This window comes from Paracoccus fistulariae (genome assembly GCF_028553785.1).
Taxonomy (GTDB): Bacteria; Pseudomonadota; Alphaproteobacteria; order Rhodobacterales; family Rhodobacteraceae; genus Paracoccus; species Paracoccus fistulariae.
In genome coordinates this window covers 1,617,597-1,631,271 of the sequence record NZ_CP067136.1, presented here as the reverse complement: position 1 = coordinate 1,631,271, position 13,675 = coordinate 1,617,597, and the positions used below count along the sequence as shown (strand labels likewise).

Below are 13,675 nucleotides of genomic sequence, written 5' to 3'. Positions count from 1 at the left end.
ATTCAGCAAGCCGGCGCCACACGGATGGCGTTTTCCTACAGCGCCTTGGCCAGACGCAGCGCGTCATAGATCGCGGCATGGGTATTTCTTGCAGAGACCGCATCGCCGATCCGGAAAAGCTGAAAGGCGCCGTCGCGATTTCCGATCAGGCGCTGCGGATCGCCCCGGATCAGCGCCTCGTAATCGACCTCTCCCAGATTGGTCGAGGCCGGGCGCAGATCGAAATAGAGGTCATCCAGCGGCCGCGTCCCCTGATTGAGCACCACCTGATCGACCGTCCGTTCCTGCGTCATGTCGCCGTAATCGCTGCCCAGCGTCGCGATCAACCGATTGCCCTCGCGCCGCACCGCGTCCAGACGCCAGGTCACGGTAAAGCGGCAGTCGCGTCGTTGCAGTTCCCGCATGGCCGGGGTCAGCGACATTGCCATGACCTCGGGCGCGAAACTGCGGTCGCGGGTGACGATCTCCACCCTCGCACCGGTGGCGGCGATCTTCTCGGCGGCCTGCAGCGCCACGTAATCGCCCGCATCGTCATAGATCAGGACATCGGCACCCGGCCGCACATCGCCTGACAGGATATCCCACCCGGTGACGGCCAGATCGTGGCCCGTGGCCAGACCATCGGTCGCAGGCAGCCCGCCCGTCGCGACGATCACCGCATCCGGCGCTTCGGCCTGCACGGTGTCGGGCTCGGCCAGGCTGTTGAAGTGGAACCGCACGCCCATGCGCTGACATTCATCAAGGCGCCACTGGATCAGCTGATACATATCCTGGCGGCGCGGCGTCCGGGCGGTCAGTCGGACCTGACCGCCGGGTTCAGAGGCGGCCTCGTGCAGGATCACCTCATGGCCGCGTTCGGCACAGACGCGCGCGGCTTCAAGCCCCGCCGGACCTGCCCCCACGATCACGATTCGTCGCGGGGTGTCAGTCCGGGGGATGATATGCGGCTGCTCAAGCTCTCGTCCCGTGGCGGGGTTGTGCAGGCACAGCGCCATGCCGCCCTGATAGATGCGGTCCAGACAGTAATTCGCGCCGACGCAGGGGCGGATGCGGTCTTCCTCGCCGCGCAGGATCTTGGCGACGATATGGGGATCGGCAATATGGGCGCGGGTCATGCCGACCATGTCCAGCTTGCCGCTGGCAATGGCATGGCGCGCGGTCGCGACATCCTGGATCTTGGCGGCGTGGAAGGTGGGAAAACGGGTCGCGGCGCGGATCTCTCCGGCGAAATCCAGATGCGGGGCGCTGCGCATGCCCTGCACCGGGATCACGTCGGTCAGCCCGGCATCGGTGTCGATATGGCCGCGAATGATATTCAGGAAATCGACCAGACCGCTATCCTTCAGGCGGCCAGAGATCTGCAAGCCGTCCTCTCGCGTCAATCCACCGGGCAGAACCTCGTCGCCGGTATAGCGGATGCCCACAATGAAATCCGGCCCGACGCGGTCGCGGATCGCCCGCAGGGTGTCGAAGGTAAAGCGCAGGCGATTGTCCAGCGATCCGCCATAGGGCCCCTCAAGATCATTGGTCAGCGGCGACCAGAACTGATCCATCAGATGGCCGTAAGCCTCGATCTCGATCCCGTCCAGCCCGGCCGCCTGCATGCGTTCCGCCGCATCGGCGTAATCGGTGATGATCCGGGCAATGTCCCAGTCCTCGACCCGCTTGGGAAAGGCGCGATGCGCCGGTTCGCGGGCATGGCTGGCCGAGACGACCGGCAGCCAGTCCCCCTTGTCCCAGCGGGTGCGCCGGCCCAGATGGGTCAGCTGGATCATCACCGCGCAGCCGTGATCGTGGCATTCATCCGTCAGGCGCTTCATCCAGCCGACGACCTCATCCTGCCAAGCCAGGATATTGTTGAAGACCGGCGGGCTGTCGCGAGAGACCGAGGCCGATCCTGCCGTCATGGTCAGCGCAATCCCCGCCCGCGCCCGTTCCACGTGATAGGCGCGATAGCGATCCTTGGGCATGCCGTCTTCGGGATAGGCGGGTTCATGGCTGGTCAGCATCAGCCGGTTCTTCAGCCGCAGATGTTTCAGCTGATATGGCTGCAGAAGAGGATCATTCGACATCACAACCTCCTGTTGGCTTCCCGTCAGCAGGGCAGAAATGTTCAGTTATGTCAAGTTTAGGTTCACCAATGTCGATTTATATTGAGGCGTCGTGTGCGCGCGGTTAGGCTGTGGCCATGCAGATGGCTGATCGCGACGAGAAAGAGACGGGCTGGCGCGGATCGCGTCACCTTTGGCTGGAGGCGGCCCGCGCCGCGCTGCTGGAGGGCGGGATTGATGCGGTCAAGATCCAGCCATTGGCGACGCGGCTGAACCTGTCGCGCACCAGCTTCTATTGGTTCTTCAAGGATCGGGCCGCGATTCTGGACGCGCTGCTGGCCGATTGGGACGCGACCAATACCGGGGCGCTGACCCAGGCCTGCGCCGCCTATGCCGAGACTTTGCCCGAGGCGATCCTGAACCTGCTGAGCGTCTTTTTGCGGGACGAAGATTTCGATCCCCGCCTTGATTTCGCCATTCGCGGCTGGGCGCTGCAATCCGATGCGGTGATGGCGCGGGTCGCGGCGGCGGATGCGCAACGGCTGGACGCCATCAGGCAGATGTTCCTGCGTTTCGATCTTGATCCGGACGAGGCGGATGTGCGCGCGCGGACCGTCTATCTGGTCCAGATCGGCTATATCTCGATGCAGGTACAGGAAACGCTGCCGGTGCGGATGGCGCGGATCCCGGCCTATGTGAAAACCTATACCGGGCAGGTGCCAAGCGCGCGGGATCTGGCGCGGTTTCACGCGCGGCATGGGGTCAATGATGTGGAGGGGAAGGAATGAGTGATATCGGACAGGACAGGGTCGCGCTGATTGGCGCTTCGGGATGGCTGGGTCGCGCCTTCGGGCCCGCGATGCTGCGACAGGGCGTTGTCGCGCCGGGCCATCTGATCGCGGCCAATCGGTCAGGCGCGCATCCGGCCTATGACGATTGGCCGGATCTGGAGTGGAGCACCGATCCGGCTGTAGCGGCGGGCAGGGCGGATATCGTGATCCTGTCGGTCCTGCCGCAGGATTTCCGGCAGATGGCGCTGGATTGCCGGGACCGGCTGGTGCTGTCCTTCATGGCCGGTGTGTCCTGCGCCGAAATCGCCGACAGCACGGGCGCAGAGCGGATCGTCAGGGCGCTGCCCAATGCGGCGGCGGGGATCGGTCGGTCCTATTCGCCCTGGTTTCCTACCCCGGACGTCACGGCGCGCGACCGGGACATTGTCGCCGCGATCCTGTCATCGGTGGGTGATGCGGATGCCTTGCCACGGGAAGAGGATCTGGCAGCGGCTACGATCCTGTCGGGTGCCGGTCCGGCCTATGCCGCGCTGCTGGCCGATGCGCTGTTGCAGGCGGCACGCGATCACGGTCTGCCAGAAGACATTGCGCGAAAATCGGTCGAGGCGATGATCTGCGACGCGCCCGCCATGATGGCGGGGCAGATCGAGGGCGCCACGCAGCTTGTCGCGGATTACATCGATTACGGCGGCACCACCGCCGCGGCGCTGTCGGCGGCGCAGGATGCCGGATTTCAGGACGCGGTTCGCGCCGCCGTGACGGCCGGGATCGACCGGGTCAACGCCATGTCGCGCGAATAGCCGGGCCGGGCTGGGTCGGAGCGGGCGAGCGCCTATTCCGATGCCGGTTCCGCCTCACGCGAGATCAGGATCTTGTCGATGCGGCGGCCATCCATATCCACGACCTCGACCCGCCAGTTGCCGATGGTGAAGACCGATCCCAGCTCGGGCAGGATGCCCGCATGTTCCAGCACCAGACCGGCGACGGATTCATAGCCGCGATCCTCTGGCAGGTTCAGCCCGATCATGTCCGCAAATTCATCGGCAGGCATCCAGCCTGCGACCAGCATGCTGCCATCTTCGCGGGTAACGGCCTTTGGCTCGTCATCGCCGGGTTCCGGGAAATCGCCCGCAATCGCCTCCAGCACGTCCATCGAGGTCACCACCCCCTCGAAATGGCCATATTCGTCAAAGACCAGCAGCATCCGGGATGGCGTGGTCTTCAACTGTTCGATCACGTTCAGCGCGGGCAGCCCCTCGCGGATCACCGGCACCGGCTGCACCAGATCGCGAAGATCGGGCGTGTCCTCATCCGTGTGACCCAGCAGGTCCTGGCTGGTCAGGATGCCGATGATCTCATCATCCGATCCGTCGCGCACCAGAAGGCGCGAGCGGTCGAATTTCTTGAAATCCTCGGCCACCGCAGACAGCGAGGCCCCGACATCGACCGTCTCGACCTCATGGCGCGGCGTCATCAGCCCGCGCGCCGTGCGGTCGGCGATGCGCATCACGCCCGCAATCATGTCCCGCTCGGCATCCTCGATCACGCCGGCCAGACGGGCCTCGGAAATGACGACCTTGATTTCCTCATCGGTGATCGAACGGTCGGTTTCCCCCGATTGCCCCAGCAGGCGCAGTACCGCCTTGCCCGACTTGTCCAGCACCCAGACGATCGGCGCCGCGATGCGAGAGATCCACAGGATGATCGGCGCCACCCGCGCAGCCACACCTTCGGGTGACCGCAGCGCGATCTGTTTCGGGACCAGTTCACCGATGATCAGCGACAGATAGGTGATCACCACAACCACGCCGCCGACGGCCAGGGTCTGGGCCATCGTGGCCGACATCCCCGCATCGATCAGCGCGGCGGCCACCCGGTTGCCCAGTGTCGCGCCCGAAAATGCGCCCGACAGCACGCCCACCATGGTGATGCCGATCTGGACGCTGGACAGAAAGCGCCCCGGCTCTGCCCCCAGTTCCAAGGCGATCTGTGCGCCCCGATTGCCCTGTTCCGCCATCACCTTCAGCCGCGCCGGGCGGGCCGAGACGATGGCCAGTTCGGACATCGCCAGAAGGCCATTGAACATGGTCAGAAGAAGGACAATTGCAATTTCTAGGATCATGGCTCGAAGGTTGGATAAGGGGACATAAAGAAAGCTTTCAGGCCGTGCATATCAGCTAAATGCCTGAGTAAGAAGGTATGCTGTGCTTTTGACAAGAACCACCAGCACCCCCCAGACAAGGATGATCGAGGCTATGCCCACGCAAAGCCCGGCGATGATCCACGCACCGTCGCGTTCGACCATGCCGATGGCGATGATGCTGATGGCCAGCGCGGGCAGCATGTTGCCCAGGGGGATGGGCAGCGCGACCAGCAGCGCCAGAAAGGCACAAAAACCGCCAAGAAGGCGTTCCGCAGACCGCGTGGTCAGCGGCAACAGCCGGGGCCTGAGATAGCGTTCGGCACGTTGCAGGATCGGTCCCATCCGGCCCAGAAGGGCCACGAAATCGTCGCGCGCCAGCGACCGGTCGCGGATGAATTTCGGCAGCCACGGCGTCCGGCCAAGCGCCATCTGGATGCACAGATACAGCAGCGGCAGGCCCAATATGGCCGAGGTGCCTGGCGGGGCTGGCAGCGCATTGGGCAGCGCGAACAGAAGGATCAGCGCGCCCGAGGCCCGCAAGCGTGTCTCTTCCATCAGGTCAGAGACAGAGATCCGTTCGCGGCTGTCATCTGCGGCAATCTCGGCCAGCACTTCGGACAGTTTCTTGCGGCGTCTGGGGCCGTCGGGTGATGGCTGACTTCGGTCCTCTTCGGCGCCGCTTTCGTCAGGCTTGTCCTGATCGGACCCCGTGGGCGGGGCCGTCCCGGCCTGGCAATCTTTGTCCTGCATCGTCGCGTACTGACTCGTGAATAACCCGGCAGGTAACGCTGCCGGGTCCAGTTTGGTTCATGCGATCCCCGCAAACAAGCCGGTGGATCGATTTTTCGACGTTTGCACGCTTATCCGCGATTTTTGGCGCCGTTTTTGCCGCTCTGCGCGGGCTGATCGCTGCCGCTTGTCTTCCACAGCGAAAACAGCACGCCCGCAGCCAGGATCGCGAAGGTGATGCCCAGCGACCATGCCGGCGGGAACTTCTCCCAGCCCATCGCATCGGCGATGAAGATCTTCGAGCCGATAAAGACCAGCAGCAGCGACAGCGCATATTTCAGATAGGCGAAACGATGCAGGATCGCTGACAGCGCGAAATACAGCGCGCGCAGGCCCAGAATGGCAAAGATATTCGAGGTATAGACGATATAGGGATCGGTGGTGATCGTGAAGACGGCGGGGACCGAATCCACGGCAAAGACGATATCGGCGATCTCGATCAGGACCAGCGCCAGCAGAAGCGGGGTGGCATAGCGGGCGATCTTGCCGGTCTTGGGATCGGGTTGCTTCACGATAAAGGCATTGCCGTGCAGCTCGTCCGTGACGCGAAACCGCCTGCGTAGGAATTTCAGCACCCGGTTATCGGCCAGATCGTGATTTTCCTCGGATGCGAACAGCATCTTGATGCCGGTAAAGATCAGGAACAGCGCAAAGATATACAGCACCCAGTGATATTGCGTCACGATGGTCGCGCCCAGGGCGATCATGATGCCGCGCAGCACGATCACGCCCAGAATGCCCCAGAACAGCACCCGATGCTGATAGCGGCGCGGGATCGCGAAGAAGCTGAAGATCAGCGCCATGACAAAGATATTGTCCATGGCCAGCGTCTTTTCGACCACGAAAGCGGTCAGATATTGCGCCGTCGCCTCGCCGCCCATCTGCCAATAGACAAAGCCCGCAAAGCCCAGTCCAAGCGCGATATACATCGCCGAGAGTTTCAGGCTTTGCGCCACGCCGATTTCCTGGTCGCCCTTGTTCAGAACGCCCAGATCCAGTGCCAGCAGGGTGATAACCAAGCCGATGAACAGCAGCCACATCCATGTCGGCTGCCCCAGAAAAGTCAGAAAAAGAAGTTCCATTTGCCCTCGTCATTCCAGTTGAGTGCCGAGAGGTCAGACGGAAGGTCAGGTTCGGGCCGTTTGACATCGAGCACGCTCGATGCGGTCCGACATCACGACATTCGCTGTCGTCAGAGGGGCCCGGTCCCGCAGAGGGTGACATGGGCGGTCGCCGCGCCTGCCGCAAGGGGGGAGGGCGAAATTTTCATGCAGGGTGGCGGAATTGAAAACGGCGCCCGGTGGGGCGCCGCTTCGGGATTGATGGTGGTGTGTCTATTCCACGCCTTCGCCGCCCTGGAATTCCAGCTGCCGCACGGCCCACAGCGCCAGCACCGTGCAGATCGCACCGGACAGCAGGTAAAGCCCGGCGGCATAAAGGCCCAAGGTCGTTGACAGGAACAATGCGGTCAGCGGGGCAAAGCCCGCCCCGAAGAGCCAGGACAGGGCCGAAACCAGCGCCGAGGCGGTATAGCGGTTGCGGCTGCCGAACATCGACGCCGCCGCGCCCGAAGACTGGCCAAAGCTGATGCCAAGGATGATGAAGCCGATGATCATATAGCCGGCTTCACCCAGGATCCCGCCCCGCAGCATCAGGGGCGCGACAAGGCTGAAGATCCCGATGGCCACCGCGCCGATCAGCAGCACCCGCCAGCGCCCGATCTCATCCGACAGAAAGCCCGACAGCGTGACCGAAAGCACCCCGACCGCCGCCGCGAAGGCCATCAGGTTCAGGAAGGTGGTCAGCGTTTCATCGCTGTAAAGATAGATCCAGGCCAGCGGGAACACCGTGACCATGTGGAACATCGCAAAGGTCGCCAGCGGGACGAAGATGCCGATGGCAATGGCGCGGCCATCTTCGGCGATGGTCCTGCGGATCGGGGTCGGTTGCAGCTCTTGCGATTCGAAGGCGCGCTGGAATTCCGGCGTCACGACGATTCGCAGCCGGGCGAACAGCGCCACGACGTTCACCGCGAAGGCGACAAAGAACGGATAGCGCCAGCCCCAGTCCAGAAAATCCTCGGCCGATGTGCTGCCGACCAGATAGGAAAACAGGAAGGCGGCGACGATCAGCCCAAGCGGTGCGCCAAGCTGCGGCACCATGGCGTAAAAACCCCTGCGTTTCTTGGGCGCGCTGACGGCCAGCAGCGATGCCAGACCATCCCATGTGCCGCCAAGCGCCAGACCCTGAAGGAATCGCAAAATGGCCATGATGACGATCGCCCAGACCCCAACAGTCGCGTAAGAGGGCACAAGGCCCATCGCCACCGTGCTGGTGCCCAGCAAAAACAGCGCGATGGTCAGTTTCGCGCCGCGCCCGTAATTCCGGTCCACCCGCATGAAGACGGCATTGCCGATGGGGCGGGCGACGAAAGCCAGCAAAATCAGCACGAAAGAGGCCAGAGTCCCTTCCAGCGGTTCCAGAAAGGGGAACAGTCGCGCGGGGAAGACGATGACCGATGCGATGGCGAAAACAAAGAAGTCGAAGAACTCCGACGTGCGGCCGATGATCACGCCGACGGCAATATCCGAGGGCGAGATGGGATGGTCGGCGGCATCCCTTGGTTCAGTTGACTCTGTGGCGGCTGATTCGACCGTATGGACCATGATGCCAAGCACTCCGTGATCGACGTTCCGAGATAAAAGACTAGTGGTGCACAGATATCATTGTCTTGCGGGATCTGCACCCGTGTTCGGCATAGGCTTGCTACATTAACTTCATTTTGCACACGCGACAAATTGTCTTCTGTCGCAAATTGCGCTTGAGTCATATCGGGTTGTGTCCCGCATGGGGCGTGGCGCATCACAGTAGAGCCGAGACAGGTCGGGGCACAGGCCCCAAACCGGGGGGCATGAATGAATTTGGCAAAGACACTCAAACGAATTTCCTGGTTGTTTCTGGCGCTGGCCGTGACGGCATGTAAGCCGGTCGTGCTGTCGCCCTCGGGCGATGTGGCCGCGCAGCAGCGGGATTTGCTGGTGATCTCGACCTTGCTGATGCTGGTCATCATCATCCCCGTCATGCTGATGACCGGCCTGTTCGCCTGGCATTACCGGGCCAAGAACAAGGATGCGACCTATGAGCCGGACTGGGATCACTCGACCAAGCTGGAACTGGTGATCTGGGCGATTCCGCTGCTGATCATTATTACCCTGGGCGCGCTGACCTGGGTTGGCACGCATCTGCTGGATCCCTACCGCCCGTTGCAGATCGAAACCGCGACCCATCTGGACGGAACCCCGCAAGAGGTCGTCGCCAAAGAGCCCCTGCAGGTTCAGGTTGTGGCGCTGGATTGGAAATGGCTGTTCATCTATCCCGAATATAACGTGGCATCGGTCAATGAGATGGCCGCCCCGGTCGACCGGCCGATCGAATTCACGCTGACCTCCTCGACGGTGATGAATGCGTTCTACATCCCTGCGATGGCCGGGATGATCTATGCCATGCCGGGGATGGAGACCAAGCTGCACGGCGTCTTCAACGAGCCGGGCGACTATCACGGCATCGCCTCGCATTATTCGGGCGCGGGTTTTTCCGGTATGAACTTCACCGCCATGGCCCGCGATCAGGCCGGTTTCGACGAATGGATCGCCAAGCTGGAGGACAGCGACCAGACGCTGGATCGTGCCCGCTATCTTGAACTGGAAAAGCCGACCGAAAACGTCGATCCGATGGCCTTTTCCAGGGTCGATCCGCAATTGTTCCAGCGCGCCGTGAACATGTGTGTCGAGGAAGGCAAGATGTGCATGGCCGAGATGATGGCCCGTGATCGGGCTGGCGGGATGGGGCTTGAAGGGACCGTGAACGTGCAGGCCCTGACCTATGACAAATACGAACGCCGCGGCACCGCGCGCCCGGTGCTGGGCTGGGATCCCTTCCAGGTGGCGGGCATCTGCACCGTGGACGAGCTGGAGCAGATGTTTGCCGCATCGCAGCGCAAGAAGGTCACGCCGCTGCGCGATCCGACGCCGCTGCGCAGCCGTGCCCTGCCGCAGCCCGAGGGGATCTTCAAGCAGACGACCCCGAATGATTTTACGCAGACAGCGCCGGACGCCGGCGTGGATCGGAACCTTTAACCGGATCACGACATGGCTATTCCAAGTAACGAGACAACCTTCCTCTTCGGGCGCCTGAATTTCGGTGCCATCCCGCAAGAACCCATCGTCTGGGCCACCTTTGTCGTGGTTGCGATCCTTGGGGTCGCGCTGCTGGCGGTGCTGACCAAATACAGGCTGTGGGGCTATTTGTGGCATGAATGGTTCACCTCGGTGGACCACAAGAAAATCGGCATCATGTATCTGGTGCTGGCGATCATCATGCTGCTGCGCGGGTTTGCGGACGCGATCATGATGCGGATCCAGCAGGTCTGGGCCTTTGGCGGCTCCGAGGGCTATCTGAACGCCCATCACTACGACCAGATCTTCACGGCGCATGGCGTCATCATGATCTTCTTCGTGGCGATGCCCTTCGTCACCGGTTTGATGAACTATATCGTGCCGCTGCAGATCGGCGCCCGCGACGTATCCTTTCCCTTCCTGAACAATTTCTCGTTCTGGATGACGGTGGGCGGTGCGGTGCTGGTCATGGCGTCGCTTTTCATCGGTGAGTTTGCCCAGACCGGATGGCTGGCCTTTCCGCCGCTGTCAGGCATCGGTTACAGCCCCTGGGTCGGGGTGGATTATTACATCTGGGGCCTGCAGGTCGCGGGCGTCGGCACGACCCTGTCGGGGATCAACCTGCTGGTCACGATCCTGAAGATGCGCTGCCCCGGCATGACCATGATGCGGATGCCGGTCTTCACCTGGACCGCGCTCTGCACCAATGTGCTGATCGTCGCCACCTTCCCGGTGCTGACCATGACGCTGATCCTGCTGACGCTGGACCGCTATCTGGGCACGAATTTCTTCACCAATGACCTTGGTGGCAATCCGATGATGTATATCAACCTCATCTGGATCTGGGGCCACCCCGAGGTTTATATCCTCATCCTGCCGCTGTTCGGCGTCTTTTCCGAGGTCGTCTCGACCTTCAGCGGCAAGCGTCTGTTCGGCTATACCTCGATGGTCTATGCGACGGTCTGCATCACCATCCTGTCCTATCTGGTCTGGCTGCACCACTTCTTCACCATGGGGGCAGGGGCGACGGTGAACTCGTTCTTCGGGATCACCACGATGATCATCTCGATCCCGACCGGGGCCAAGATGTTCAACTGGCTGTTCACCATGTATCGCGGCAAGATCCGGTTCGAGCTGCCGATGCTGTGGGCGGTGTCCTTCATGTTCACTTTTGTCATTGGCGGTCTGACCGGCGTGCTGCTGGCCGTGCCGCCGGCGGATTTCGTGCTGCACAACTCGCTGTTCCTGGTGGCGCATTTCCATAACGTGATCATTGGCGGCGTGCTGTTCGGCTGCTTTGCGGCGGTGAATTTCTGGTGGCCCAAGGCCTTTGGCTTCCGGCTGAACCGATTCTGGGGCATGGTGTCGCTGATCTGCTGGAATGTGGGCTTCTGGCTGGCCTTTGGCCCGCTTTACGTGCTGGGCCTGATGGGCGTGACGCGCCGGATGCGGGTCTTTGACGATCCCAGCCTGCAGATCTGGTTCATCGTCGCGGCCATCGGCGCCGCCGTGATCGCGGCCGGTATCCTGGCGATGCTGATCCAGTTCTATGTCTCGATCCGCGACCGCGAGGCGCTGGAGGATGTCTCGGGCGATCCCTGGGATGGCAGGACGCTGGAATGGGCGACCTCTTCGCCGCCGCCGCATTACAACTTTGCCTTCACGCCGGTCTGCTATGGTCTGGACGTCTGGTGGGATATGAAGCGGTTCGGCCAGACCCGGCCAAAGGCGCCCTATCTGCCGATCCACATGCCGCGCAACACCGGGACCGGGGTGGTGATCGCCGCGCTGTCCACCATCTGCGGCTTTGCGCTGGTCTGGTACATGTGGTGGCTGGCGGCGCTGTCCTTCCTGGGGATCGTCGTGGTCGCGATTGCGCATACCTTCAACTACAACCGCGACTATTACATCCCGGTCGAAGAGGTCCGCGAGACCGAGGATCAGCGCGACCGCGAACTTGCAGCATTGGGGGCCTGAGACATGAGCGCGATTCACACCACATCACCGGGTGAATTCTGGGAAACCGACCCCCATCACCATGAAGAGGGTGCCTCGACCGGTATCGGCTTCTGGGTCTACCTGATGAGCGATTGCCTGATGTTCGCGGTTCTGTTCGCGGTTTATGGCGTGCTTGCGGGGGCCTTTGCGGCCGGGCCCGCGCCGAAGGATTTGTTCGACCTGAACCTGGTTGCGCTGAACACTGCATTTCTGCTGATATCCTCGATCACCTTCGGTTTTGCCATGCTGGCGATGTTCAAGGGCAACAAGACCAGCACCCTGATGTGGCTGGGGGTGACGCTACTCTTTGGTCTGGCCTTCCTCTCGGTCGAGATCTACGAGTTCAGCCACCTGATCCACGAGGGCGCGGGACCGCAGCGTTCGGCCTTTCTGTCGGCCTTTTTCGCGCTGGTCGGCACACACGGCCTGCATGTGACCTTCGGGTCGATCTGGCTGGTGACGCTGATGGTGCAGATCGCGCAGCGCGGGCTGATCCCGGCGAACCAGCGGCGGATGATGTGCCTGTCGATGTTCTGGCACTTCCTTGATGTCGTCTGGATCGGCGTCTTTACCTTTGTCTATCTGATAGGGATGATCTGATGTCTGTACATACTCAGGACGCGCATCATCAGACCGATGACCATGCCGCCAACGGCTATGACCACGGCAGCTACAAATCCTATTTCACCGGGTTCGTGCTGTCGGTCATCCTGACGGCGATCCCCTTTGCCGTGGTCATGTCGGGCGGGCTGGAAAGCCGCCTGATGACCGTGCTGCTGGTGGTCGGGTTCGCCGCCGTGCAGATCGTGGTCCACATGATCTATTTCCTGCATATGAACACCCGCAGCGATGAGGGCTGGACCTTCATGTCGATGGTTTTCACCATCATCATCCTTGTGGTGGTTCTGGCTGGCTCGATCTGGGTCATGTATCACATGAACACGAATATGATGCCGACCATGGATCACGAGGCCCTAGGCATCGGATCGTGAGCCTTGCGATTTTGCGGGGGCATGCGGTCTTTGTGACCTGCGCTGCCCTTGCAACGGCGCTGTTTCTGGGCCTGGGCATCTGGCAGGTCCAGCGCCTTGGCTGGAAGCTGGATCTGATCGCGCGGGTGGATGCGCGCGTGACGCAGGATCCGGTTGCGGCCCCCGGTCCCGCCGATTGGGCGGGGTTGACCCCGGAAAATGCCGAATACCTGCCGGTGCAGGTCAGCGGCAGATATGTTCCGGATCAGGACAGGCTGGTTCAGGCCGTCACTGAACGTGGGGCGGGCTTCTGGGTGATGACGCCACTGGTCGCGGATCAGGGCTGGACGGTGCTGGTCAATCGCGGCTTCGTTGCCGCCGACCGGCGCGACGACCGGCCCCTGCCCATGGGCAAGGTGACGGTGACAGGCCTGTTGCGGATGAGCCAGCCTGACGGTGCCTTCCTGCGCGACAATGATCCGGCGGCAGGCCGCTGGTATTCGCGCGACACGGCAGCGATGGCGCGTCAGGCGGGGATCCAGAATGCCGCGCCCTATTTCATCGACGCACAGCGCATTTCGGACGCACAGCCGATCGGCGGGCTGACCATCATCAGCTTCCGCAACCCGCATCTCAGCTATGCGCTGACCTGGTTCGCCATGGCCATCGGCACAATCGCCCTGACCGTTTTTGCCCTGCGCCGCACCACGCGCGACCCGTCCGAGATCTGACAGACCGGCAGGTGCCGCTCAGCCGG

The 13,675-nt window shown here is 62.2% G+C and carries 12 protein-coding genes; 7 read left to right on the top strand and 5 right to left on the bottom strand.

The genetic code is table 11. From position 1 onward, the window contains the following. Nucleotides 1–35: 35 nt before the first annotated feature. On the bottom strand, nucleotides 36–2,072 hold the full coding sequence (locus JHX87_RS08015) for an NADH:flavin oxidoreductase (protein WP_271885778.1): 2,037 nt from the start codon (nucleotides 2,070–2,072) through the stop codon (nucleotides 36–38). A gap of 122 nt (nucleotides 2,073–2,194) precedes the next feature. Between JHX87_RS08015 and JHX87_RS08010 the strand changes: the two genes are divergently transcribed. Beyond that, nucleotides 2,195–2,839 (top strand): TetR/AcrR family transcriptional regulator, encoded by a 645-nt coding sequence (locus JHX87_RS08010; protein ID WP_271886079.1) that lies wholly within the window; start codon nucleotides 2,195–2,197, stop codon nucleotides 2,837–2,839. Next, the gene (locus JHX87_RS08005) at nucleotides 2,836–3,642 is read left to right on the top strand and encodes a pyrroline-5-carboxylate reductase family protein (protein ID WP_271885780.1); all 807 of its coding nucleotides are present in this window, start codon (nucleotides 2,836–2,838) and stop codon (nucleotides 3,640–3,642) included. Before JHX87_RS08010 ends, JHX87_RS08005 begins: the two co-directional genes overlap by 4 nt. A gap of 32 nt (nucleotides 3,643–3,674) precedes the next feature. Here JHX87_RS08005 and JHX87_RS08000 read toward each other — a convergent pair whose 3' ends face one another. From JHX87_RS08000 to JHX87_RS07985, 4 genes are all read right to left on the bottom strand, one after another. Further along, a complete protein-coding gene (locus JHX87_RS08000; RefSeq protein ID WP_271885782.1) occupies nucleotides 3,675–4,964 on the bottom strand; it encodes a hemolysin family protein in 1,290 nt (429 codons plus the stop codon). A 51-nt stretch (nucleotides 4,965–5,015) separates the two neighbouring features. Next, nucleotides 5,016–5,735 (bottom strand): exopolysaccharide biosynthesis protein, encoded by a 720-nt coding sequence (locus tag JHX87_RS07995; protein WP_271885784.1) that lies wholly within the window; start codon nucleotides 5,733–5,735, stop codon nucleotides 5,016–5,018. A gap of 110 nt (nucleotides 5,736–5,845) precedes the next feature. After that, nucleotides 5,846–6,856: a TerC family protein gene (locus tag JHX87_RS07990; RefSeq protein ID WP_271885786.1), complete on the bottom strand. Its 1,011-nt coding sequence runs from the start codon at nucleotides 6,854–6,856 to the stop codon at nucleotides 5,846–5,848. A 252-nt stretch (nucleotides 6,857–7,108) separates the two neighbouring features. Continuing rightward, a complete protein-coding gene (locus tag JHX87_RS07985; protein WP_271885788.1) occupies nucleotides 7,109–8,440 on the bottom strand; it encodes an MFS transporter in 1,332 nt (443 codons plus the stop codon). 249 nt (nucleotides 8,441–8,689) lie between these two features. Between JHX87_RS07985 and cyoA the strand changes: the two genes are divergently transcribed. From cyoA to JHX87_RS07960, 5 genes are read left to right on the top strand one after another with little or no spacing between them, the layout of a single operon-like run. After that, nucleotides 8,690–9,910 (top strand): ubiquinol oxidase subunit II, encoded by a 1,221-nt coding sequence (gene cyoA / locus JHX87_RS07980; RefSeq protein ID WP_272833909.1) that lies wholly within the window; start codon nucleotides 8,690–8,692, stop codon nucleotides 9,908–9,910. A gap of 12 nt (nucleotides 9,911–9,922) precedes the next feature. Further along, nucleotides 9,923–11,926, top strand: coding sequence for a cytochrome o ubiquinol oxidase subunit I (cyoB, locus tag JHX87_RS07975; protein ID WP_271885792.1), 2,004 nt, complete (start codon nucleotides 9,923–9,925; stop codon nucleotides 11,924–11,926). 3 nt (nucleotides 11,927–11,929) lie between these two features. Then, nucleotides 11,930–12,547, top strand: coding sequence for a cytochrome o ubiquinol oxidase subunit III (gene cyoC, locus JHX87_RS07970; RefSeq protein ID WP_271885794.1), 618 nt, complete (start codon nucleotides 11,930–11,932; stop codon nucleotides 12,545–12,547). After that, complete coding sequence (gene cyoD, locus JHX87_RS07965) at nucleotides 12,547–12,939, top strand: cytochrome o ubiquinol oxidase subunit IV (RefSeq protein ID WP_271885796.1); 393 nt, start codon at nucleotides 12,547–12,549, stop codon at nucleotides 12,937–12,939. Before cyoC ends, cyoD begins: the two co-directional genes overlap by 1 nt. Next, a complete protein-coding gene (locus tag JHX87_RS07960) occupies nucleotides 12,936–13,649 on the top strand; it encodes an SURF1 family protein (protein WP_271885798.1) in 714 nt (237 codons plus the stop codon). The genes cyoD and JHX87_RS07960 overlap by 4 nt, the downstream gene beginning before the upstream one ends. Nucleotides 13,650–13,675 lie beyond the last annotated feature (26 nt).